This window comes from Methylobacterium cerastii (assembly GCF_022179125.1).
GTDB classification, from domain to species: domain Bacteria; phylum Pseudomonadota; class Alphaproteobacteria; order Rhizobiales; family Beijerinckiaceae; genus Methylobacterium; species Methylobacterium cerastii.
In genome coordinates this window covers 1-21487 of record NZ_BPQG01000050.1, presented here as the reverse complement: position 1 = coordinate 21487, position 21487 = coordinate 1, and the positions used below count along the sequence as shown (strand labels likewise).

Below are 21487 nucleotides of genomic sequence, written 5' to 3'. Positions count from 1 at the left end.
AGCTCGTATCGCTGGAATACACGGGTATTCCCTAAACGGCTCCCTCTTTCCCTGCCTGCATCTTCCGTATTCCCTTGCGGGGCGGAACGAGGAGCATGCCGGGATCGGCCGGCTGCAGGGTCATGCCGCCGTCGTCGAGGGCGACCGGCAGCTTGGGAAACACCTCGCACAGATGCGCGACGTCGGTCTTGAATGCCTGACGGAAGCTGCGGATGCAGGCGTTCTCGGCGCCGAACTGCCCGTGCAGGTTCGTCCAGGTGAGCCGCAGGGGTCGCTGCAGGGCGCGCAGGCGGTAGCCGACCCAGAACAGCAGGTCCAGCTTGCGCGCGGAGCCGGAGAAGGCCCGCGCCGCCCGGATGTCGACGGGCAGGGCGTGCCGGATCAGGTTGTCGTAGAAGTCCTGGTGGAACTGCACGGTGCGGGACCAGGCCGCGCCCTCCCCGTCCCTCGCCCCCTCCCGCGCGCTCGGGCGCCACAGGTCGAGGCTGCGGAACGGCGGCACGTTGAGGGTGCTGGCCTGGTCGTGCCCGTCCCACAGGCCGATCTGCATCGAGCAGGCGGCGAGCCGGTTGAGCTGTTCCTTGAACTGCCGGATCGTGCCGCGCTCGCCGCCGGTGACGGCGAACCCCATCTCGCGCATGAAGCCGGACAGGGAATCGGCGACCTCGATGGTCGGGCTGCGCTGGCGCACGGCCTCGGTGCAAAGGTGGAGCAGCACGAGCCGCGCCTTCGGGCCGTAGGGCAGGCCCTGCGGCTCCATCTCGCCGGTGACCGGGCTCTTCAGCCGGCCGGCGACGAGGTTGAGCGAGTTGCGCCCATAATCGCGGGAGAACTCCCGCACCGGGCCGGGATCGCGATAGGGCAGGCCGCACAAGGCCAGCACCGAATGGATGTGCTGGAGGTTCTCCGGCACGGTCGGCTGGTTCTCGATCACCTCGCGCACCGCGTCGCGCCGGCGCTGGTCCCGCCCCATCCCGGCTCGCCGCCCGGCGACCGCGCCCTGGGCCGAGGCCTCCGCGTCGCGGACCTGCTGCCGGTGGAGGATGTGCTCGACGATCTGGGCGAACAGGAAGCCGCCACGCGCCGCCTCGACCTCCGCGCGGAGGTCGGCGTCGCGGATGCCGGCCAGTCTGTCCTCGATCCCCATGCGTGTCGTCCGAAAACTCCGCGACCGCACCGTAGGCGGACCATCCCTCCCGGCGCCGCCGCAAGCGGCAGCCCGAGCGCCCGGCAGGGTCCTGCGAGGCGTGGGCCGTGATGGCACGATTCACCGGCCCGGAGTCTCCCGCCGGGCCGGAGTCCTTCGGGGGCAGGGCGGTTATCCCGGCAATCCACGCTTCCCCCCCTCAGCCGTCCTCTCTCCGGCTTTCCGCACGGCATCCGGTGCGCGGGGGTGTCTCGAGGCCTCGTACGCAGAGTTCGATGCGCCTCCGCGACGGGCCGCCGACCACGCAGAGTTCGATACGGGCCGGAGCTTGCGACTTGTCCCCGTTCCTCACCGGAAAACCGGCCGGATCACGCCGAATCGCATGCGGATCCGCGCAGACTCCGATGCGGCGCCGCGGGAATTCCGCGCAGAGTCGGATGCGATCCCACGCAGAGTCGAATGCGGAACCACGCAGAGTCGGATGCGAGAACCCGGGTCAACCTCCTGTCGGGGTAGCGTTTTTCGCTACCCCTTATAACCTTCAGAACAGACTCTCTGAGAATCCTTCCTGATAGTCTTCCTAGGGGGTTTTCGCGTCGTCCGCTTCGACGAACGATCCGTCACTCTCAGAATGTCCACTTGGAAGATAGGGAATATGACGCCTTTGTCCCCATAGGAGCGGCTGAGCCGGACAAAACGGGTAGGCGGATCGGCGCAGCGAAGGGTCATCGCAGCAGGCCGATAAGCGGAGGTGATTTCGCGACCAGGGCGGTCTACCCCTGCCCCGTCGGGGTCGGACGGGCCGTCCCCTCGGGAGCCCTGACGCATGGTCGAAGCGCCACTCGACGCCTTGAGGCGGGTGATGGCCGAGCTGCGCGATCCCGAGCGCGGCTGCGCCTGGGACGTCGCCCAGACCTCGGCGAGCATCGCGCCCTACGCCCTGGAGGAGGCCTACGAGGTCGTCGACGCGATCGCCCGAAACGACTTGGGCGACCTGCGCGAAGAACTCGGCGACCTGCTGCTGCAGGTGGTGTTCCACGCCAGGATGGCCGAGGAGGCCGGCGCCTTCGATCTCGACGACGTGGCTCGGTCGATCGTGGCGAAGCTGGTGCGCCGCCACCCGCACGTGTTCGAGCCAGGCGGCGCCCTGCTCCCCGTCGGCAGCCCGCGCCGGGCCGCAAGCGCCGTCGAGGCGCAGTGGCAGGCGATCAAGGCGGCCGAGCGCGCGGCCAAGGATGCGGCCAAGGGCGCGACCAAGGGCGCAGGCAAGCCGTCTCCTGCCCCCGAGGGTCCCCTCGACGGCGTCGCCCGGACGCTGCCGGCCCTGACGCGGGCGGAGAAGATCTCGCGGCGGGCGGCCGGCTACGGCTTCGATTGGGCGGAAGCGGCGGACGTGGTCGCCAAGGTCCACGAGGAGGCCGACGAGGTCGCCGAGGCGCTGGCCGGCGGCGACGCGCAGGCGGTGGCCGAGGAGGTCGGCGACCTGCTGTTCTCGGTGGCCAACCTCGCCCGGCACGCCGGAATCGACCCGGAGGCGGCGCTGCGGGCCGGCAACGACAAGTTCGTGCGCCGCTTCACCGCCATGGCCGCCCGGATCGAGGCCGAGGGTGGAACCCTGTCGGACGCCGGCCTCGCGGCGATGGAGGCGGCCTGGATCGCGGTGAAGCAGGCCGAGCGCAAGGCCTGATCCTGGATGCGGGATACCAAAGGGATTATCCCTTTGGCGGGTGTCGGGCGGAGCCCGACGAACCACCCCCAGGACATCGCCCTGGACCCACGAAAGGGATGATCCCTTTCGAAAACCGATCTTAGACGACGCTGCCGCGCAGGTCGTAGGCGTCGGCCGCCTCGATCTTCACGGTGACGACGTCGCCCTGGCGCACCGGCCGGCGGCTGGTGACGTGGACGCTGCCGTCGATCTCGGGCGCGTCGTATTTCGAGCGGCCCTTGATGCCGTCGGCGCCCACCGTGTCGATGATCACGGGCAGGCGCTTGCCGATCCGTGCCTTCTGCAGCCGCAGCGAGACAATCTGCTGTGCTTCCATGAAGCGGCGCTTGCGCTCCAACTGCAATTCAGGCGGCACCGCCTCGCCCAGCGCGTTGGCCGGCGCGCCCGTCACCGGCTCGTAGGTGAAGCAGCCGACGCGCTCGAGCTTGGCTTCCTTGATCCAGTCGAGCAGCTCCGAGAACTCGGCCTCGGTCTCGCCGGGGAAGCCGACGATGAAGGTCGAGCGGATCGCCAGGTCCGGGCAGGTCTCGCGCCAGCGCCGGATGCGTTCGAGCTGGCGCTCCTGGTTGCCCGGGCGGCGCATGCGCTTGAGCACGGTCGGCGAGGCGTGCTGCAGCGGCATGTCGAGATAGGGAAGGACCTTGCCCTCCGCCATCAGCGGGATCACCTCGTCGACATGCGGGTAGGGGTAGACGTAGTGCAGCCGCACCCAGGCGCCGAGCTCGCCGAGTTCTTTGGCGAGGTCGTAGAACTTCGCCCGCACCGCGCGGTCGCGCCACGGGCTCTCGGCGTAGCGGATGTCGACGCCGTAGGCGCTGGTGTCCTGCGAGACGACGAGCAGCTCCTTCACGCCGGCCTTCACCAGCTTCTCCGCCTCGCGCAGCACGTCGCCGGCCGGCCGGCTGACGAGGTCGCCGCGCAGAAACGGGATGATGCAGAAGGTGCAGCGGTTGTTGCAGCCCTCCGAAATCTTCAGGTAGGCGTAGTGCCGGGGGGTCAGCTTGACGCCCTGCGGCGGCACCAGGTCGAGGAACGGGTCGTGGGCCGGCGGCACCGCCTCGTGGACGGCGGCCACCACCGATTCGTAGGCCTGCGGCCCCGTCACCGCGAGCAGGTTCGGATATTTTTCGCGAATTTCCTCTGGTTGCGCACCCATGCAGCCGGTGACGATGACCCGGCCGTTCTCGGCCATCGCCTCGCCGATCGCGGCGAGCGACTCGGCTTTCGCCGAATCGAGGAAGCCGCAAGTGTTGACGATGACCACGTCCGCCCCGTCATGGCGGCGGGCGAGCTCGTAGCCCTCGGCCCGCAGGTGCGTCAGGATCCGCTCGGAATCGACCAGCGCCTTCGGGCAGCCGAGCGAGACGAAAGAGATTTTTGGCGCGCCAAGGGTTTTCGGCGCGGCCTTCGGATCGGACGGAAGTGCGGATGCGGTCATGCTGCCTTCGTGCGGCGTGGACGCCGCCAGGTCGAACGCTTCGAGGATCCCGGGTCTTCGGGGCCGGCTGGTCTTCGGGGCCGGCGTGTCGTCGGACCCGGATTGTCGTGATGCGTCATCGCTATAGCGGGATCGCGCAGGCCGCGCGAGCCCCGCGCCGCCACCGGGAGGGATTGCGTCCGGCGCATCGGTCGCGAAACCCTGCGGCATCGGCTGCGGCTTCCCAGGGGCAACCGCCTGTGCGAGGCCTTCGCACTTGAACCGACGGGCCGGCACCCGGCACTCCACACCCATGGCCCTCGAACCGGACGTGACAGCGCAGGATATGGCGGCGCAACAGATCTGGACCCGGGAGATCCCGTTCGTCGACCCCGTCGCGGCGGCGATGCGGCTGCGGCGCTGGCCCGGCCTCGCCTTCCTCGACAGCGCGATGCGGCACGACACCCTCGGCCGGGTCTCGATCCTGGCGGCCGACCCCTTCGCCCGCTTCCGTTTTCGCGACGGCCGCGCCACGCTCGACGGGCGGCCGGTGCCGGGCGGCCCGATGGCGGCCCTGCGCGCCTGCCTCGCGCCCTATCGGCTCGAAGCGGAATCCGGCGAGACGTTCTCCGGCGGCGCGATCGGCTACTGCGCCTACGATCTCGGGCAGGCGCTGGAGCGCGTGGTCGCGCCCGCCCGCCGGGCCGGGCTGACGGACGACGCCGCCTTCGACCTCCACGACGTCGCGCTCACCGTCGACCACGGCGCCGGCACCTGTCGCCTGGCAGCCACCGGGTTCCCGGAGACCGATCCGGCCCGGCGCGAGGTGCGGGCGCGGGTGCGTCTCGCGGCCTTCGCCGACTGCCTGGCAGGGGCGGCGCCGGAACCCGCCGCCCCGCCCGCATTCGCTGCGCCGCCGACCTGGCACTCGAACTTCACGCGCGCGGGCTACGAGGCGGCGGTCGAGCGGGTGCGCGACTACATCCGCGCCGGCGACATCTACCAGGCCAACATCGCCCAGCGCTTCACCGCCGCCCTGCCCGAAGGGTTCGACCGGTTCGCGTTCTACCGCGCCTTGCGCGAGACCAACCCGGCGACCTTCGGCGCCTACCTCGAGTTCGACGGGCTGACCGTCGCGTCGAGTTCGCCCGAGCGCTTCCTCAAGCTCGAGGCCGGCCAGGTCGAGACCCGGCCGATCAAGGGCACGCTCGCGCGCAGCGACGACCCGGTCGAGGATGCAGCCCGCGCCGCGCGGCTGCTCGGCGATCCGAAGGAGCGCGCCGAGAACACCATGATCGTGGACCTGCTGCGCAACGACCTGTCCCGGGTCTGCGCGCCGGGCAGCGTGCGGGTGCCGGTGCTGTGCGGGCTGGAATCCTATGCCGGCATCCACCATCTCGTCTCTGTCGTCACGGGCACCCTGCGCGACGGCCTCGACGGCTTCGACCTGCTCGAGAGGACGTTTCCCGGCGGCTCGATCACCGGCGCGCCGAAGCTCAGGGCCATGGACATCATCACCGAGATCGAGGGCGATGCGCGCGAGCTCTATTGCGGGGCCATCGGCCGGATCGGGTTCGACGGGTCGATCGACACTTCGATCGCGATCCGCACCGTGTTCATGGACGCGACGACGGCTGTGCTCCAGGCCGGCGGCGGCGTCACGCTGCTCTCGGACCCGGCGGCCGAGTACGACGAGACCCTGACCAAGGCCGCGCGCGTGTTCCAGGCGTTCGAGGCATGAGCGCGCCCGGCCGATCCCGGGCCGGCCGGATGGCGGGCCGCTCGCCGGCCGCCGGCCACCCCAAGGCTCCCGACCGAAGGTCGACAAGCGCGACCGCGCGTCGCCGCGGGTGCGGCGGACGCCCTCGGCCGATCACGGCCGCGGGCCACCGAGAACGTCCATGATCCTCGTCGTCGACAACTACGATTCGTTCGTCTTCAACGTCGTGCGCTACTTCGAGGAGCTCGGCGAGACCGTGCGCGTGGTGCGCAACGACGCCCTCGACGTGGACGGCATCCGCGCGCTGGCCCCCGACGCCCTGGTGATCTCGCCCGGGCCGTGCACGCCGGCCGAGGCCGGAATCTCGCTGCCGGCGATCCGCGAGCTGTCAGGGCAGATGCCGATCCTCGGGGTCTGCCTCGGGCACCAGGCGATCGGCGCGGCCTTCGGCGGCAGCGTCGAGCGGGCGCAGAAGCCGCTGCACGGGCAGGCGACGCCGGTGACGCATATGGGCGAGCGCTTGTTCGCCGGGCTTCCGGCCGGGATGCAGGTCGGGCGCTACCACTCCCTCGTGGTGGCGCCGCGGCCGGCCATGGCGGCCAACCTCACCGTCGACGCGCGCTCGGCCGAGGGCGAGGTGATGGCCCTGTCGCATCGCCGCCACCCGACCTACGGCATCCAGTTCCACCCGGAATCGGTGCTCACCGAGAACGGCCACGCGATCTTCTCGAACTTCCTCGGGCTCGCCCGCGACTGGCGGGCGCAGGGCCCCTCGGGGGAGGGCCATGATGCTGTGGCATGACGGGCGCCTGAGCGACGGCACCACCCTGCCCTTCGACCTCACCGATCGCGGCCTCACCCTGGCCGACGGCGTCTTCGACACGGCCCTGGCGCTCGCCGGCCGCGTCGCCTTCGCGCAAGCGCACGTCGCCCGTCTCGTCGCCTCGGTCGCGGCGCTGGGCTTTCCGGTCTGCCCCGAGGCGATCGAGACGGCGATGCGGGCCCTCGCCGCGACCGGCGGGCGCCTGGCGATCCGCACCACCGTGACCCGCGGCACCGGCCCCCGCGGCCTCGCCCCGCCCGCCGACCCGCACCCGACGCTGTTTGCGACCGCGGCGGCCAGCGACCCCGGCATCGCGTTCGCGCCGCTGCGGCTCTGGCCCACGGCCATCGCCCGGAACGAGACGTCGCCCCTCGCGCAGCTGAAGGCGCTGGGCTACGGCGACGCGATCCTCGCCGCGCGGGACGCCCGCGCCTCCGGCTTCGACGAGGCCCTGTTCAGCAACACTCGGCAGGCGCTCGCCTGCGCCGGCACCGGCAACGTCTTCGCGCTGTTCGGCGAGCGCCTGGTCACGCCGCCGCTCACTGATGGAGTGCTGGCCGGCATCGTCCGCGCCGTGGTGATCGCGCAGCTCGCACCGGCCTGCGGGCTCGCCTGCGAGGAGCGCTCCATCACGCTCTCCGAGCTGCGCCGCGCCGACGCGGTGTTCGTGACCAACTCGCTGCGGCTGATCGCGCCGGTGACGGCGATCCGCGATTCTGGCGGCGGCGACACCGGCTACGCCCGCGACCATTCCCTACTGATGCGGCTGATGGCGGCCCTGCGCGACCGCGTCGCTGCGGAGTGCGGCGTGTCCCCGAACGACGTCTCGATCGGGGCGACATGACGGGGGCTCGGACGACGCAAGCGCCCGACGGTCCCGGGCGGGTCTGGCTGCGGCGCGGCCTCGTCGGCCTCTACGGCCTCGTCGGCGCGGTGCACCTCGCCTCCCCCGACACCTTGATGCCGATCATGCCGGCCTGGGTGCCGGAGCCGCGCCTCGTCATCCTCGGCACCGGCCTCTGCGAGATCGCCGGCGCCCTGGCGCTGACGAGCCCAACTTGGCGCCGGGCTGCCGGGATCGGGCTCGCGCTCTACGCGCTCTGCGTCTGGCCGGCCAACGTCAAGCAGGCGATCGAAGGGATCGTCGTGCCGCCGCTGCCGGATTCCTGGTGGTATCACGGGCCCCGCCTGGCGTTCCAACCGGTGCTGATCTGGGTGGGACTGTATGCCGGCGGCGCGATCGACTGGCCGTTCGGCGGCGCGCGGCGCTGACCCTAGCCTCTGAGAGACCAGGATCGCGTGATCCCAGGATCCGGTGATGCAACGATCCGGTGATGCAACGATCCCGTGATCCTGGGATCACGGGCCGGTCGGCGAGGACGCCCGACGCATGAAAAAAGCCCGGCGCTTCGGAGCGCCGGGCCTTGTCGGTGCGCCGATCCCGAGGGCGGGATCGGCGGTCGCGGATCAGGGCTTGGGGGCCGGCGCGGCGCCGGCCGCGCCGGGCTGCTCGAGCTTCTTGCGCATGTCCTCGCTGCGCTTCTCGAGCTCCGACTGCAGCTTCTTCTGCTGCTCCTCGAGCACCTTCGGGTCCATGGCCGGGCCGTCGAAGGCCTTGCCGAAGCCGGCGAGCGGCACGGCGAAGGTCACCTCGCGCTGGGTCTGGTTCTGCACCGAGACGTTGAGCGTGGTGCCCTTCTTCATCGCGGCGACGACGCCGGCGTCGACGCCGCCGGCCTCGGCGAAGCAGCCGTTGGGGAAGCAGACGGCGAACTTGCCGGCGGTACCCTGCTGGCCGTCGACGGTGAAGCGGATGCCGGGCTGCAGCAGCAGGCCGAGCGGCAGCAGGTAGCGCACCACGCGCACCTCCTGCTTCGTGGCCGGGTTCTTCATCTCGTACACGGCGACCGCGAGGACCGGCTGGCCCTGGTCGGAGACGAAGTCGCGGGTGGTGTAGCAGATGTCGGTGCCCGAGCCGCCGTCCTTGCCGCAGACCTTGGTCCAGTCGGCCTGGCTCGGCTCGGACTTCACGGTCACGGTCTGCGGGCCGGTCTGCGCCGCGGTGTTGGCCGCCGGCGTGCTCTGGCCCGGTGCCGGCGCCGTCGGCGCGGGGGCCGCGGGGGCGGGCGGCGCCTTCTTCGGCTGGGCGAGGGCGGGCCCGGCAAGGCCGGCGAGCGCAAGGAACGCGGCGGCGCGCATCAGGTGCGCCGGGCTTTTGGCGAAGGACATCGGCTCAGACCCTTTGAAGTTCGTCGATTGGAGGAGGACGTCGTGACGGGAAAAACGTGACGCGGTGCGGGATAGCGGGGCGACCGGTCCCGACAGGGGGCGCCGCGCTGGTCCCGGGCGATCGGGCGGCCTGCATTCCCCGCCGAATGCGGCGAAGGCATGACACCTGCCAGGACGCCCGCGACGTCGCCCGGCGCGGTACCCGCGACCGGCGCGCCCACGAACCGCGAATCCGCGGGCCGGCCTTAGGCGCGGGTTAACCCTAAACCGGCATCGATGGCCAGTCGTCATGCGGGATGCACGCCGACCTTCGGATGGAGTTCGAGAACCCCGTGAGCGCGGCGCAGCCCTCCATCGAGCCGTCGACCGCCGGATGGGGACCGGCCACCCGCGGTGCGGTGCGGTCCCAGGTCGTCCCGGAGGGCGCTTCGGAGATCGCCCCGGAGGTGATCCTGCCGCGGGCGGGCCTGTGCGCGCTGCTGGCCGGAACCGCCCGCCTCGATCCCGGCCGCCTCGCCTTCGCCGACGCCGCGCCCAAGCGCAGCTGGAGCGGCAGGCCGCCGATGGCGTGGACCTACGGGACGGCCGCCGAGATCATCGGGCGCCTCGCCCGGGCGCTGCGGACCTGGCGGCTGGCGCCGGGAAGCCGGATCGGTTTGTGGTTCCCCGGGAGCACCGAAGGCCTCGTCGCCCACCTCGCCGTCGAGGCGGCCGGCCACGTCCCCTGCCCCCTCCCTCCGTCCTGGACCGAGGCGCAGGCCGCCGCCGGCATCCAGGCGGCCGGCCTCTCCGCGGTGCTGACCCAGACCCAGGTCGGCGCGAACCGCCCGGCGGAGGCCCTGTGCCGGATCGCGGCCGGCTATTTCGGCCTGCGCTACCTCGCGGCCTTCGGGCCGGCCGTCCCCGACGGCGTGATCAACCTCGATGCGCTGGCCCTCGACCGTGCCGGCGGGACCGCGCCCTTGCCCGAGACCGGCGGCGGCCTCGTCAGCTTCGCGGCCGGCGATCCGGCCCGGCCGGTCCACCGCACCGGAGACGCGCTGCTCGCGGCGATCGCCGCGCATCTCGTGTCGGCCCGGATCGAACCCGGCGACCGAATCCTCACCCTGCTGCCGCCCTCCGACCTGCGCGGGCTCGTCACCGGGCTCGGTGCGGCGCTCGCCGCGGGCGTCGACCTCGAGACGATGCCGGTCTTCGACGGGCCGGCCCTGATCGAGAACCTGGCGCAGCCGCGCCCGACCCATCTCGTCGCCCCGGCCTTCCTGGAACAGGCCCTCGACGCCCTGCCCACGGCGACGCGCTCCGTGGTCCTGGCCCGTCGCGCCCCAGGGTCGGTGCCTCCGCACGCGGCGGATCGGGCCGCGGGATCGCCGGTCCTCGACGTGCTGGCCTTCGACGAGGACGCGGTGCTGTCGGTCAGGCGCTCCGGGTCGAGCGGTCCCGCGTCGGATCTCGCCTCGGTGCTCGCGGAGCCCGCCCGCCTCGCCCTGCCCCCTGCCCTGTTCGACCTGCGCCGCGACCCCGACGGCCGCCTCGCCTTCCGCGGCCAGGCCTGCGCGACGACTCGGGTGCAGCGCGGCGAGGTGGACGCGACCGAGGCCGGAAGCTTTCGCGCCTCGCGCTTCCGGGCCGATCGCTTTGCCGGAACCGGGATGGCGGTGATGGAGGCCTGAGCGGCCGCGCCCCCGACCCCGCGCCGCACCATTCGGCCGGGCTGCGGCGCGTCCCCGCCCGTCCGATCTCCTGATCGCGCCGCCTGACGGGCCGCCCGGGATCGCACCGAAAACCCAAAGTCTCGAAGGCGTTGGACGCTCGTCCGCACCCGCATCCCCGGCGCGCGCGGCGTTCCCGGCCGCGCGGTTCATCGCACGCTCATCGGACGGGTTTATTTTCGCATCTGCAAACGGTGCCGGCGAACCAAACCGTCTGCGGTGGGTTTAAAGCTCAGCTCTCTTCCCAACTCGTCAGCGATGGGGTAGCTCTCGGTCTATGGGTGCGCTGCAACAAGTGCTCGTCGTCGACGACGGCGTCCGTGCTGTCGATCACTCGCTGGCCGGAGAGCTGGCCGAGCTCGGCTATGCCAGCGTCACCGTCTCCCTCGAGGCGGCGGCGGACGTGCTGGCGGTGATCGCCCGTCCCGCCGCGATCCTGCTCCAGACCTCGTCACGCCGCGACTCGGGCTACGCCCGCCTCGCCGCCCGGCTCCGGGCTCAAGTGCGCGACCAGGGCATCCCTGTCTTGGTGATCGACGGCGAGAACGCGCGCCGCGCCGGCGCTCCCGTCGACCTGATGAGCCGCATCGGCCCCTACGTCGTCAACGAGCCCGACCTCTAGTCAGAGCGCTCAACCGCGGCGCCGATCCGTCACGAGTGGATCGGCGCGTCGTGCTTGTGGAAGGCCTTGAGCCGACGGAACAGCGTCGTGTCGTAGTTCGCGGGCGCCGGCTCCTCGCCGACGAGCCAGCGGAACAGGTCGCGGTCGGGCACCTCGATCAGCGCCTCGAACAGGTCGAGGTCCGCGTCGCTCATGACGCCGATCTCGGCGTCGGCGAAGCGTCCCATGATCAGGTCCATCTCGCGGATGCCCCGGTGCCAGGCGCGAAACAGCGTGCGGCGGCGGCGGGGATCGAGATCCGCGCTGGTGCGGGTGGTGCCGGACATGGTTCTAGCCTCGGGTCGAAGGAGACAACCCGTGATCCGTGGATCACGGGACGATGATGGTCAGACCAATCCTGCGAAGGCGGTCTCGGACCACGACGCGGACGGCCCGGGCGGGGCGGGGGCGCGATCGCGCGGGCCCGGCGGCGGCTTCTGTCCGCGCTGGCCTTTGGCGACTCTGGGGCCGCGCTCCGGCTTGGCCGGGCCGCCGACCGCATCGAACTCGAACAGCACCCGGTGCCCGTGCGCGTCGCTGATCCACCCGTCGGAGAACCAGCCGACGAAGCGGCCTGAATAGGCGAAGACCTTGTCGTCGTCGATGATCGCCGCCGGGCGGCCGTCCCAGTGGTAGATCGCCCGGCCGTCGTCGCAGAACGCGGCGGGGCGCCCCTCCCGGTCAAAGAACTCGATCATCGCCTCAGCTCCCGCCCCCGGCCGCGCGAAGCGCCACCTTCGACGTATCTAAGCCGTCGCGGCCGGCCTGCCAGCCGATCGCGCGTCGTCGTGCCGAGGATCCTGCGATCCGATGATCACGGGATGCCGGGCGTTCCCGTCGCGCGCCAGCGTCGAGCGGCCGCGCGACGGGGCGGACGGCACGGGATATTGACGACCCGCCGGGCAGGATGGCCCGCACGAGCGGCAGGATGGGCGGGACGAGCGAAGTGTCGATGCGCGACGAGACACCCCCGGCGCTCCTGCGCCCCAGCATCCTCGACCCGCTGTTCGCGCCCGTGCGCGGGCTGCCGGGCGTCGGCGCGAAGATGGCGCCGATGATCGAGCGGCTGCTCGGCACGCCCGAGCGGCCGGCCCGCATCGTCGACCTGCTGTTCCACCTGCCCCAGGGCGGCATCGCGCAGAAGCTCGTCGGCTCGGTCGGCGAGGCTCCGGTCGGCGAGCCGGTCACCGTCGGCGTCACCGTCTCCCTCCACCGGCCGGCCGGGACCGGGCCGGGCAAGCGCCCCCACCGGGTGCTGGTCGAGGACGAGACCGGCGACATCACCCTGGTGTTCTTCGGGATGCCGGCAGCGCGCGTCGAGAAGATGCTGCCCCTGGGCAGCCACCGCTACGTCACCGGCCGCATCGACCTCTGGGACGGCAGCCGCCAGATGGTGCATCCGTCGCGCATCGTCGACGCGGAGGGCCTGGCCGCCCTGCCCTCCGTCGAGCCGGTCTACGGCGCCACGGAAGGGCTGACCTCGCGGGCGATCGGCAAGCTCGCGGTCGCCGCCCTGGAGCGGCTGCCGGTGCTGCCCGAATGGCAGGACCCCGCCTGGCTGCAGCAAAACTGGTTGCCGCCCTTCGCCGACGCGCTGCGCGCCGAGCACCGGCCCGAGGAAGCGCCGAAAGCTCCGACGCTGGGCGCCAACGGCGTCGCCATCCCCCCGCCCGCGACGCCGTCGCGAAAACGGCTGGCCTACGACGAGCTTTTGGCCTCGCAGCTCGCCCTCGCGCTGATGCGCGCGCGCAGCCGCCGCAAGCCCGGGCGGGTCAACGCCGGCGACGGCCGCCTCTCCGCCCGGATCGAGGCCGGCCTACCCTTCGCTCTCACCGGCGCGCAGACGCGGGCCGTCGCCGAGATCCGCGGGGATCTGGCCTCCGACAAGCGGATGCTGCGTCTGCTTCAGGGCGACGTCGGCTCGGGCAAGACCGCGGTGGCGCTGCTCGCCATGGCCTCGGCCTGCGAGGCCGGCCGGCAGGCGGCCTTGATGGCACCGACCGAGATCCTGGCGCGCCAGCACTTCGAGCGCTTGAAGCCGCTGGCGGGCGCCCTCCGCCTGCGCCTGATGACCGGCCGCGACCGCGCCGCCGAGCGCCGGGCGACGCTCACCGACCTCGCCGCCGGCGAGATCGACATTCTGGTTGGCACCCACGCGCTGTTCCAGGACAGCGTGGTGTTCTCCGATCTCGGGCTGGCGGTGGTGGACGAGCAGCACCGGTTCGGCGTCCACCAGCGCCTCGCGCTCGGGGCCAAGGGCGCGGCGGTGGACATCCTCGTCATGACCGCGACCCCGATCCCGCGGACGCTGGCCCTGACCTGCTTCGGCGACATGGACGTCTCGATCCTCGACGAGAAGCCGGCCGGCCGCCAGCCGATCCGCACGCTCACCGTCCCGACCGAGCGCATCGACGAGGTCGTGGCCGGCCTCCACCGGGCGCTGCAGGGCGGCGAGCGCGTCTACTGGATCTGCCCGCTGGTGGCCGAATCCGAGTTCGTCGACCTCGCGGCGGCCGAGGAGCGCTTCGAGGACCTGAAGCAGCATTTCGGCGCCGAGGTCGGGCTGATCCACGGCCAGATGCCCGGCGCCGACAAGGATGCGGCGATGGCCCGCTTCGCCGCGGGCGAGACCCGCATCCTGGTCTCCACCACCGTGGTCGAGGTCGGCGTCGACGTGCCGGAGGCGACGATCATGGTGATCGAGCATGCCGAGCGCTTCGGGCTGGCCCAGCTGCACCAGCTGCGCGGCCGGGTCGGGCGAGGCTCGAAGGCCTCGTCCTGCCTGCTGCTCTATCGCGGGCCGCTCGGCCAGGTCTCGAAGGCCCGCCTCGAGATGATGCGTGAGAGCGAGGACGGGTTTCGCATCGCCGAGGCCGACTTGCGGCTCCGTGGCGAGGGGGAGGTGCTGGGTACCCGCCAATCCGGCGTCGCGGCCTTTCGGCTGGCCCGCCTGGAGAGCGACGGCGCCCTGCTGGAGGTCGCCCGCGACGACGCGCGGCTGATCGTCGAGCGCGACCCGGCCCTGCGGACGGAGCGCGGCCAAGCCCTGCGGGTGCTGCTCTACCTGTTCGAGCGCGACGCCGCGATCCGGCTGCTCGGGGCCGGCTGACGATCGTTTCGCCGACGCGTCGAGCCGGCGCGGGTTGCCGCAGCACCGGCGACAGGACAGCGGAATCGCCCTAGATCCTCCCTGCCGGATCGCCGGCCCGCCCTGAGGATTGTTCGCCCGTGCCCCAGCCGCCCCGAGAGGACCGAGTTTTCGCCGTCGCGGTCGTCGGGGCCGGGGCCGCCGGGCTCAGCGCCGCCCTGGCGCTCGCCCGCGACGGCATCCCGACGGCGCTGGTCGGGCGCCATGCACCCGTGGCGGACGGGCGCACCGTCGCCCTGCTCGACGGCTCCGTGCGCTTCCTCGACGCGTTGGGCGCCTGGGGCGGCATCGCCCCGCAGGCCGGCCCGCTGGCGACGCTTCAGATCATCGACGACACCAGGAGCCTCTTCCGCCCGCCGCCGGCGCGCTTCCATGCCGGCGAGATCGGCCTCGACGCGTTCGGCTGGAACGTCGAGAGCCGCCTCCTGGTCGAAGCCCTGCGCCGGCAGGCGCGGGCGACCGAACACCTCACGCTGTTCGAGAGCGACGCGGCGGAAGCCGTTGCGGGCGAAGAATTTTCCGAGGTTCGCCTTGTTGATGGCGGTAGGGTCTCGGCCCGGCTCGTGGTGGCCGCGGACGGAGGCCGGTCGCCCCTGCGGACGGCCAGCGGCATCCGGGTGCGGGACTGGTCGTACCCGCAATCCGCGATCACGACGATCCTCGCGCACGACCGCCCGCACGGCAATGTCTCGACCGAGTTCCACACCCGCGGCGGCCCCTTCACCCTGGTGCCGTTGCCGAAGAACCGCTCCAGCCTCGTGTGGGTCGCGGCCGAGGGCGTCGCGCGCCGCCTCTCCGCCCTCGACGACGCAGCCCTCGCCGAGGCGGTCACCGCCCAGGCGCAGGGCATGCTCGGGACGATGCGGGTCGACGGGCCCCGCGGCCTCGTGCCGATGCGCGGCCTCTCCGTGGCGACCCCGACGGCCCACCGCCTCGCCCTGGTCGGCGAGGCCGCCCACGTCTTCCCGCCGATCGGCGCGCAGGGGCTGAACCTTGGGTTGCGGGATGCCGCCGCCCTCCGCGACGCGGTGCTCGGCGCGGTCCGCGAGCACCGCGATCCGGGCTCGCGCGCGGCGTTGGCCGGCTTCGCCCGCGCCCGGCGCCTCGACGCGGCGTTGCGATCGACGGCGGTCGACACCCTCAACCGCAGCCTGCTCGCCGACCTCATGCCCGTCGACGCGTTGCGCGGCGTCGGCCTGCTCGCGATGAGCGCGATCGGCCCGCTGCGCCGCGCCGTGATGCGCGAGGGCGTCCTGCCGCGGCTCGGCGCCCCGGAGCAGATGCGGGCTTCGCGTTGAACGAAAAATCTTTCTGGTACTGAAGGTTGGGGCGGGCGGTTCAGATCGCGCATCAAGGGCTGCCGGCGCGAGAACCTGCTGCGCTCGTCTTTGGCCGCGCACTTGGTCGACACCGGCATGCGCGTGCCGAACCGGACCCTCTGCAACTCACCGTGCTGGCCCACAACGACCGCGCCCGGTGAGCTGAATCGAAAAAACGCAGTCCATCGAGCGGGTTGTCGCCGGGTGCTCACCGAGCACCTCGGCCCAACCGGACCATCCCGGGCCGCATCGCCCGGCGGCTGCCACCTGACACCCCGCCTTCCGGTCTATACACCCCGTCTCGCGGGCTCCACCTCCCGCCATCCGGGCATCGCCTGCCCGCCCGATCCGACGACGAACAGACACACGATGGCCAAGCCTGGATCCAAGACGCCCGCACCTCCGGCCCCCGCGCCGAAGGTCCAGACGGCGCGCTTCGCGCTTCCGAAGTCCGGGCCGCTGGCGCGGATTCGCGACGCGTTCGCCCGTGGCGAGAGCCCGACGCTCGCCGGCGTCCCGGACGGGTTCGACGCCCTGGTGGTGGCCGACCTCGCCCGGGCCTTGAGCGCCGGCTTCGAGGGGCCGGCGGTGCTGGTCCACGTCGCCCGCGATTCCGGGCGCTCGGCGGCCTTCGTCAACGCGCTGAAGTTCGTCGCCCCCGAGATCGAGGCGATGAGCGTGCCGGCCTGGGATTGCCAGCCCTACGACCGGGTCTCGCCCAACGGCGCCACGGCGGCGCAGCGCATGACCGCCTTCTCGCGGCTGACGCGCACGCGCTCCTCCGAGGCCGCGCCCCGCATCGTCTGCACCACGGTCAACGCCCTGATCCAGCGCGTGCCGCCGATGAAGCGCATCGCCGTGGAGACCTTCTCGGTGGCGATCGGCAACGTCGTCTCGATGGACAAGGTCGTGGCCTGGGTCGAGGCCAACGGCTTCCTGCGCACGGGGACGGTGCGGGACACGGGCGAATACGCCGTGCGTGGCGGCATCCTCGACCTGTCGCCGCCGGGACTCCCGAACCCGATCCGCCTCGACTTCTTCGGCGACACCCTGGAATCGATCCGCGCCTTCGATCCGGAGACGCAGCGCACCGTCGGGCAGCTCCGCTCCCTCGACCTTGTGCCGATGAGCGAGGTCCAGCTCACCACCGAGACCATCCGGCGCTTCCGCCAGGGCTACATCGCCAACTTCGGCGCCGCGACCCGCGACGACCGCCTCTACGAGACCGTGAGCGAGGGCCGGCGCTACGCCGGCCTCGAGCATTGGATGCCCCTGTTCTACGACGGCCTCGACACCCTGTTCGACTACGTCGCCGGGGTGCCGATGGTCTTCGAGCCGCAGATCGAGGACGCGGCCTCCGAGCGGCTGGCCTTGATCCAGGACTACTTCCAGGCTCGCGAGCAGGCGCGCAAGACCCCGCAATCGGGCGTCGCGCCCTACAAGCCGCTGCCGCCGCGCGCCCTCTACCTCACCCAGAACGAGCTGCGCGACCGGATCGCGGCCTGCTCGGTCGCCCGGCTGACGCCGTTCGCGGTGCCTGATGGCGGGGCCGACGGCCCGGCCATCGATTGCGGCGCCGAGCCCGGCCGCACCTTCGCGGCCGAGCGCGCCAGCGAGGCGACGAGCGTCTTCGACGCGGCGGTGGCGCACGTGAAGGACCTGCAGGGATCCGGTCACCACGTGATCCTGGGATCCTGGTCCGAGGGCTCGCGCGACCGCCTCTGCGGCGTGCTCGCCGACCACGGCCTGAAGAAACCGATGGCGATCTCGCGCATTTCGGACGTCTACGCGTTGAAGCGCGGCACCGACGTGGCGGTCGCGGTCTGGGGCCTCGAATCCGGCTTCACGACGGGCCAGCTCGCCGTGGTCTCGGAGGGCGACATCCTCGGCGACCGGCTCGTGCGCCAGAAGCGCAAGTCCAAGCGGCCGCAGGACGTCATCCTGGAGGTGCAGGCGCTCCAGCCCGGCGACCTCGTGGTGCATGCCGACCATGGCATCGGCCGGTTCGTCGGCCTGAAGACGGTGACGGCGGCGGGCGCCCCGCACGATTGCCTGGAGCTGCAATACGCCACCGGCCTGCTGCTGCTGCCGGTGGAGAACATCGAGCTTCTGACCCGCTACGGCTCCGAGGATTCGGAGGTGGCGCTGGACCGCCTCGGCGGCGCCGGCTGGCAGGCTCGCAAGGCGCGGATGAAGAAGCGCATCCTCGAGATGGCCGGCGAACTCATCAAGGTCGCAGCCCAGCGCTTCGTGCGGCAGGCGCCGCGGCTGGTGCCGCCCGAGGGGCTCTACGGCGAGTTCGCCGCCCGCTTCGCCTTCGAGGAGACCGAGGACCAGGCCAACGCCATCGAGGCGGTGCTCTCGGACCTGAACGAGGGCCGCCCGATGGACCGGCTCGTCTGCGGCGACGTCGGCTTCGGCAAGACCGAGGTGGCGTTGCGCGCCGCCTTCGCCGCCTCGATCTCGGGGCGGCAGGTGGCGGTGGTGGTGCCGACCACCCTGCTCGCCCGCCAGCATTTCCGCACCTTCGCCGAGCGCTTCAAGGGCCTGCCGATCCAGGTGGCGCAGCTCTCGCGCTTCGTCGGCGCCGCCGAGATGAAGCAGAACCGTGCGGGGATCGCGGCGGGCACCGTCGACATCGTCGTCGGCACCCATGCGGTGCTCGCCAAGACCATCGCCTTCAAGGACCTCGGCCTGATCATCGTCGACGAGGAGCAGCACTTCGGCGTCAGCCACAAGGAGCGCCTGAAGGCGCTGCAGGCCGACGTGCACGTGCTGACGCTCTCGGCCACCCCGATCCCGCGGACCCTGCAGCTGGCGATGACGGGCGTGCGCGACCTCTCGATCATCGCCACGCCCCCGGTCGATCGCCTGGCGGTGCGCACCTTCGTGACGCCGTTCGATCCGTTGACCATCCGCGAGGCGCTGCTGCGCGAGCGCTACCGCGGCGGGCAGTCGTTCTACGTGGTGCCGCGGATCGAGGACCTCGCCGAGGTGAAGCGCTTCCTCGACACCGAGATGCCCGAGACCACGGTCGCGGTGGCGCACGGGCAGATGGCGGCGGGCCAGCTCGAGGACGTGATGACCGCGTTCTACGAGGGCAAGTACGACGTGCTGCTCTCGACCACGATCGTCGAATCGGGCCTCGACATCCCCACCGCCAACACGCTGATCGTGCACCGGGCCGACATGTTCGGCCTGGCCCAGCTGTATCAGCTGCGCGGCCGCGTCGGCCGCTCCAAGGCCCGCGCCTACGCCCTGTTCACGACGCCGGCCAACCGCACGCTGAGCGCCCAGGCCGAGCAGCGCCTCAACGTGCTGCAGACCCTCGACACGCTCGGCGCCGGCTTCCAGCTGGCCTCCCACGACCTCGACATCCGCGGCGCCGGCAACCTGCTCGGCGACGCGCAGTCCGGCCACATCAAGGAGGTCGGCTACGAGCTCTACCAGCAGATGCTGGAGGACGCGGTCACCGCGCTCAAGGCCGGCTACGAGGAGCCGGTGGAGGAGGCGTGGTCGCCGACCATCGCACTCGGCGCCCCCGTCACGATCCCCGAGACCTACGTCGAGGACCTCGGCGTGCGGCTCGCGCTCTACCGCCGGCTCTCGACCCTGGAGAACGACGCCGAGATGGAGGGGTTCGGCGCCGAGCTCATCGACCGCTTCGGGCCGCTGCCGCCGGAGGTGGAGCAGCTGCTCAAGATCGTCACGATCAAGATCCTGTGCCTGGCCGCCAACATCGCCAAGGTCGAGGCCGGCCCCAAGGGCGTCGTCGTCCACTTCCGCGACAAGTCGTTCGCGAACCCGCAGGGGCTCGTCGCCTACGTCGCCGAGCAGGCCTCGTTCGCCAAGGTGCGCCCGGACATGAGCGTGGTGTTCATCCGCGAGCTGGACTCGATCCCGGCCCGGCTCAAGACGGCGACGCAGGTGGTGCGGGCGCTCGCAGGGATCGCCGAGCGCGGGGGGAAGAAGAAGGCGGCGTGACCGCCTCCCGCTCGGCGGGAGGCGGGCTAGAGCATTTTCGAGCGAGGTGGATGCCGGCTCGCGTGAAGAAACTGCGACAGCACAACAAGAGAGAGCATTTTCGGTGATCCAGGGATCACCGAAAATGCTCTCGCGCCGCTCAGCGCGTCGCCAGGGCCTGGGACGCCTCCGGACGCGATGCGTCCAGGCGCGGCATCTCGGCGGGATGCGGGGCCTTCGCATGCACGGCGCCGAGCGCACCCGTCGGCAGGTTCGACGGAGCGCCGGCCATCGCTTCCGAGCCTTCGAAGGCCGTGCCGGCTCGGCCCAGCGTTTCGGCATGCGCGAACAACGCCTTCATGTAGCGCTGGTCGAACGGGGCCGGCGAGGTCTCGGTGAAGCGGTCGTCGATCTCGGCGACCTTCAGGTCGAGGGATTCGCGGCGGGCGAAGGCGTCGGCGAGCGCGAGGGCGTCGCGCGTCTGCGCCTTGATCGCCGCCGACATCGCCCGGCCGAGCACCGAGAGCGTGGTGTGCGTCGCCATCTGGAAGTACGGCGCGAGCTTGTTGTTGACCACGAGGTAGACCGTCCGGGCCGGGATCTTCACCCCGCCCGAGCCCGTCAGCGCGGCGATGAGCGCCGGCTTCGGCGCCAGGAAGAACGGCGCCGTGGTGCCGCCGTCCACGTGCATCTCCTGGATCATCTTGCTATTTGCGGTGGCCGAATCGATCGAGACCGGCGGGAACACGCCGGGCACCGCGGACGAGGCCAGCACGATCGCGCGGAACAGGTTCAGCGCCTTGTCGTCGCCGACCGTGGCGATGGCGCCCATGTCCCACAGCACCGGGCGCTCCGTGTCGAGCTCGGTGGTGGCGACCAGCAGCCGGCGACCCTTGGCGTGCTCGGCCGCGATCGCCTTCAGCAGGCGCGGCGTCACCGCCTTCTCGATCCGGCGCTTGAGCGGCCAGGTGTCGGTCAGGGCCTCGTTGGAGCCGCCGAACTCGAACACGTCCGCCGCCGAGACCGTGGTGTAGGCCTCGCGCAGGGCCGCGTCGCCGGCGTCGCCGATGAAGGCGAAGGGCGCGATCAGGGCTCCCGTCGAGACGCCGGTGATGACGCCGAAGGCCGGGCGGCGGCCGCTGGCGCTCCAGCCGGAGAGCAGTCCGGCCGCGAATGCGCCGTTCTCGCCGCCGCCGGAGAGGACGAGCCATGGGTCGGCGGCCGCGGACGCCTGGTCGATCAGCGCCTGGAAGGCCTGGGGGTCGTCGCCGGCGATGCGCAGGGGACCCTTCAGGGCGGCGGGACGCGCCGTGGCGATTTCGCCCGGGGTGAAGACCGTGCGCTCGGCCCGCTTGGCCGTGTCCGATCCGGCGAAGGACAGATCGGGCGCACCGATCCCGAGAGCGAGGACTGTCGCGCAGAGGGCGATCCGACGCGTCTTGGATGTGGGCATAGCCCGATTCCCGATATCGATTGACCCACCTCGGTTCGAAAAACGCCGCGCCGTCCGTCGCGTTCCCGATATGGGGCGTAACCGCCGCGCCCAGAGTGCCCGTCGTGCGGCAGCGCACCATGATCCGAACCGCGCGGATCGCTTTGGCGATTATACCGTTCGCACA

Annotated in this window: 16 protein-coding genes; 10 read left to right on the top strand and 6 right to left on the bottom strand. The window is 71.9% G+C overall.

Features of this window, described 5'->3' with window-relative positions; genetic code table 11:
- Positions 1-31: 31 nt before the first annotated feature.
- Entirely contained in the window at positions 32-1147 is a 1116-nt protein-coding gene (locus MFF13_RS16300) for a replication protein RepA (RefSeq protein ID WP_147763082.1), read from the bottom strand.
- Positions 1148-1973: 826 nt separating this feature from the next.
- On the opposite strand from MFF13_RS16300, the gene mazG reads away from it, so the two are divergent.
- The gene (mazG, locus tag MFF13_RS16295) at positions 1974-2834 is read left to right on the top strand and encodes a nucleoside triphosphate pyrophosphohydrolase (protein ID WP_238272537.1); all 861 of its coding nucleotides are present in this window, start codon (positions 1974-1976) and stop codon (positions 2832-2834) included.
- A gap of 121 nt (positions 2835-2955) precedes the next feature.
- On the opposite strand, the gene rimO is transcribed toward mazG, so the two are convergent.
- Positions 2956-4314, bottom strand: a complete 1359-nt coding sequence (rimO, locus tag MFF13_RS16290; RefSeq protein WP_147829499.1) for a 30S ribosomal protein S12 methylthiotransferase RimO — start codon at positions 4312-4314, stop codon at positions 2956-2958.
- A 292-nt stretch (positions 4315-4606) separates the two neighbouring features.
- Here rimO and pabB point away from each other — a divergent pair, with 292 nt between their 5' ends.
- The 4 genes from pabB to MFF13_RS16270 all read left to right on the top strand — a co-directional run bounded on the left by pabB (position 4607) and on the right by MFF13_RS16270 (position 8108).
- Entirely contained in the window at positions 4607-6034 is a 1428-nt protein-coding gene (gene pabB / locus MFF13_RS16285) for an aminodeoxychorismate synthase component I (protein WP_187273663.1), read from the top strand.
- A gap of 160 nt (positions 6035-6194) precedes the next feature.
- Positions 6195-6815 (top strand): anthranilate synthase component II, encoded by a 621-nt coding sequence (locus MFF13_RS16280; protein WP_147829501.1) that lies wholly within the window; start codon positions 6195-6197, stop codon positions 6813-6815.
- Positions 6802-7680, top strand: a complete 879-nt coding sequence (locus MFF13_RS16275; protein WP_147829533.1) for an aminotransferase class IV — start codon at positions 6802-6804, stop codon at positions 7678-7680. The genes MFF13_RS16280 and MFF13_RS16275 overlap by 14 nt, the downstream gene beginning before the upstream one ends.
- Positions 7677-8108, top strand: a complete 432-nt coding sequence (locus MFF13_RS16270; RefSeq protein ID WP_238272536.1) for a DoxX family protein — start codon at positions 7677-7679, stop codon at positions 8106-8108. Before MFF13_RS16275 ends, MFF13_RS16270 begins: the two co-directional genes overlap by 4 nt.
- Before the next feature lie 195 nt (positions 8109-8303).
- Here MFF13_RS16270 and MFF13_RS16265 read toward each other — a convergent pair whose 3' ends face one another.
- Complete coding sequence (locus MFF13_RS16265; protein WP_147753399.1) at positions 8304-9065, bottom strand: invasion associated locus B family protein; 762 nt, start codon at positions 9063-9065, stop codon at positions 8304-8306.
- A 314-nt stretch (positions 9066-9379) separates the two neighbouring features.
- Here MFF13_RS16265 and MFF13_RS16260 point away from each other — a divergent pair, with 314 nt between their 5' ends.
- A complete protein-coding gene (locus tag MFF13_RS16260; protein WP_147829507.1) occupies positions 9380-10738 on the top strand; it encodes an AMP-binding protein in 1359 nt (452 codons plus the stop codon).
- 316 nt (positions 10739-11054) lie between these two features.
- Positions 11055-11399 carry a hypothetical protein gene (locus MFF13_RS16255; RefSeq protein ID WP_147753397.1) on the top strand — a complete coding sequence of 115 codons (345 nt, stop codon included), beginning with the start codon at positions 11055-11057 and terminating at the stop codon, positions 11397-11399.
- A gap of 29 nt (positions 11400-11428) precedes the next feature.
- Here MFF13_RS16255 and MFF13_RS16250 read toward each other — a convergent pair whose 3' ends face one another.
- Complete coding sequence (locus MFF13_RS16250) at positions 11429-11725, bottom strand: FAD assembly factor SdhE (RefSeq protein WP_147753396.1); 297 nt, start codon at positions 11723-11725, stop codon at positions 11429-11431.
- 60 nt (positions 11726-11785) lie between these two features.
- Positions 11786-12136 (bottom strand): 4-fold beta flower protein, encoded by a 351-nt coding sequence (locus MFF13_RS16245; protein WP_147763088.1) that lies wholly within the window; start codon positions 12134-12136, stop codon positions 11786-11788.
- A gap of 254 nt (positions 12137-12390) precedes the next feature.
- Between MFF13_RS16245 and recG the strand changes: the two genes are divergently transcribed.
- From recG to mfd, 3 genes are all read left to right on the top strand, one after another.
- Entirely contained in the window at positions 12391-14547 is a 2157-nt protein-coding gene (gene recG / locus MFF13_RS16240; protein WP_147829508.1) for an ATP-dependent DNA helicase RecG, read from the top strand.
- Positions 14548-14666: 119 nt separating this feature from the next.
- The gene (locus MFF13_RS16235) at positions 14667-15884 is read left to right on the top strand and encodes a UbiH/UbiF family hydroxylase (protein WP_147829510.1); all 1218 of its coding nucleotides are present in this window, start codon (positions 14667-14669) and stop codon (positions 15882-15884) included.
- A 390-nt stretch (positions 15885-16274) separates the two neighbouring features.
- Positions 16275-19889, top strand: coding sequence for a transcription-repair coupling factor (gene mfd, locus MFF13_RS16230; RefSeq protein WP_147829512.1), 3615 nt, complete (start codon positions 16275-16277; stop codon positions 19887-19889).
- Positions 19890-20028: 139 nt separating this feature from the next.
- Here mfd and MFF13_RS16225 read toward each other — a convergent pair whose 3' ends face one another.
- A complete protein-coding gene (locus MFF13_RS16225; RefSeq protein WP_238272535.1) occupies positions 20029-21321 on the bottom strand; it encodes a patatin-like phospholipase family protein in 1293 nt (430 codons plus the stop codon).
- Positions 21322-21487 lie beyond the last annotated feature (166 nt).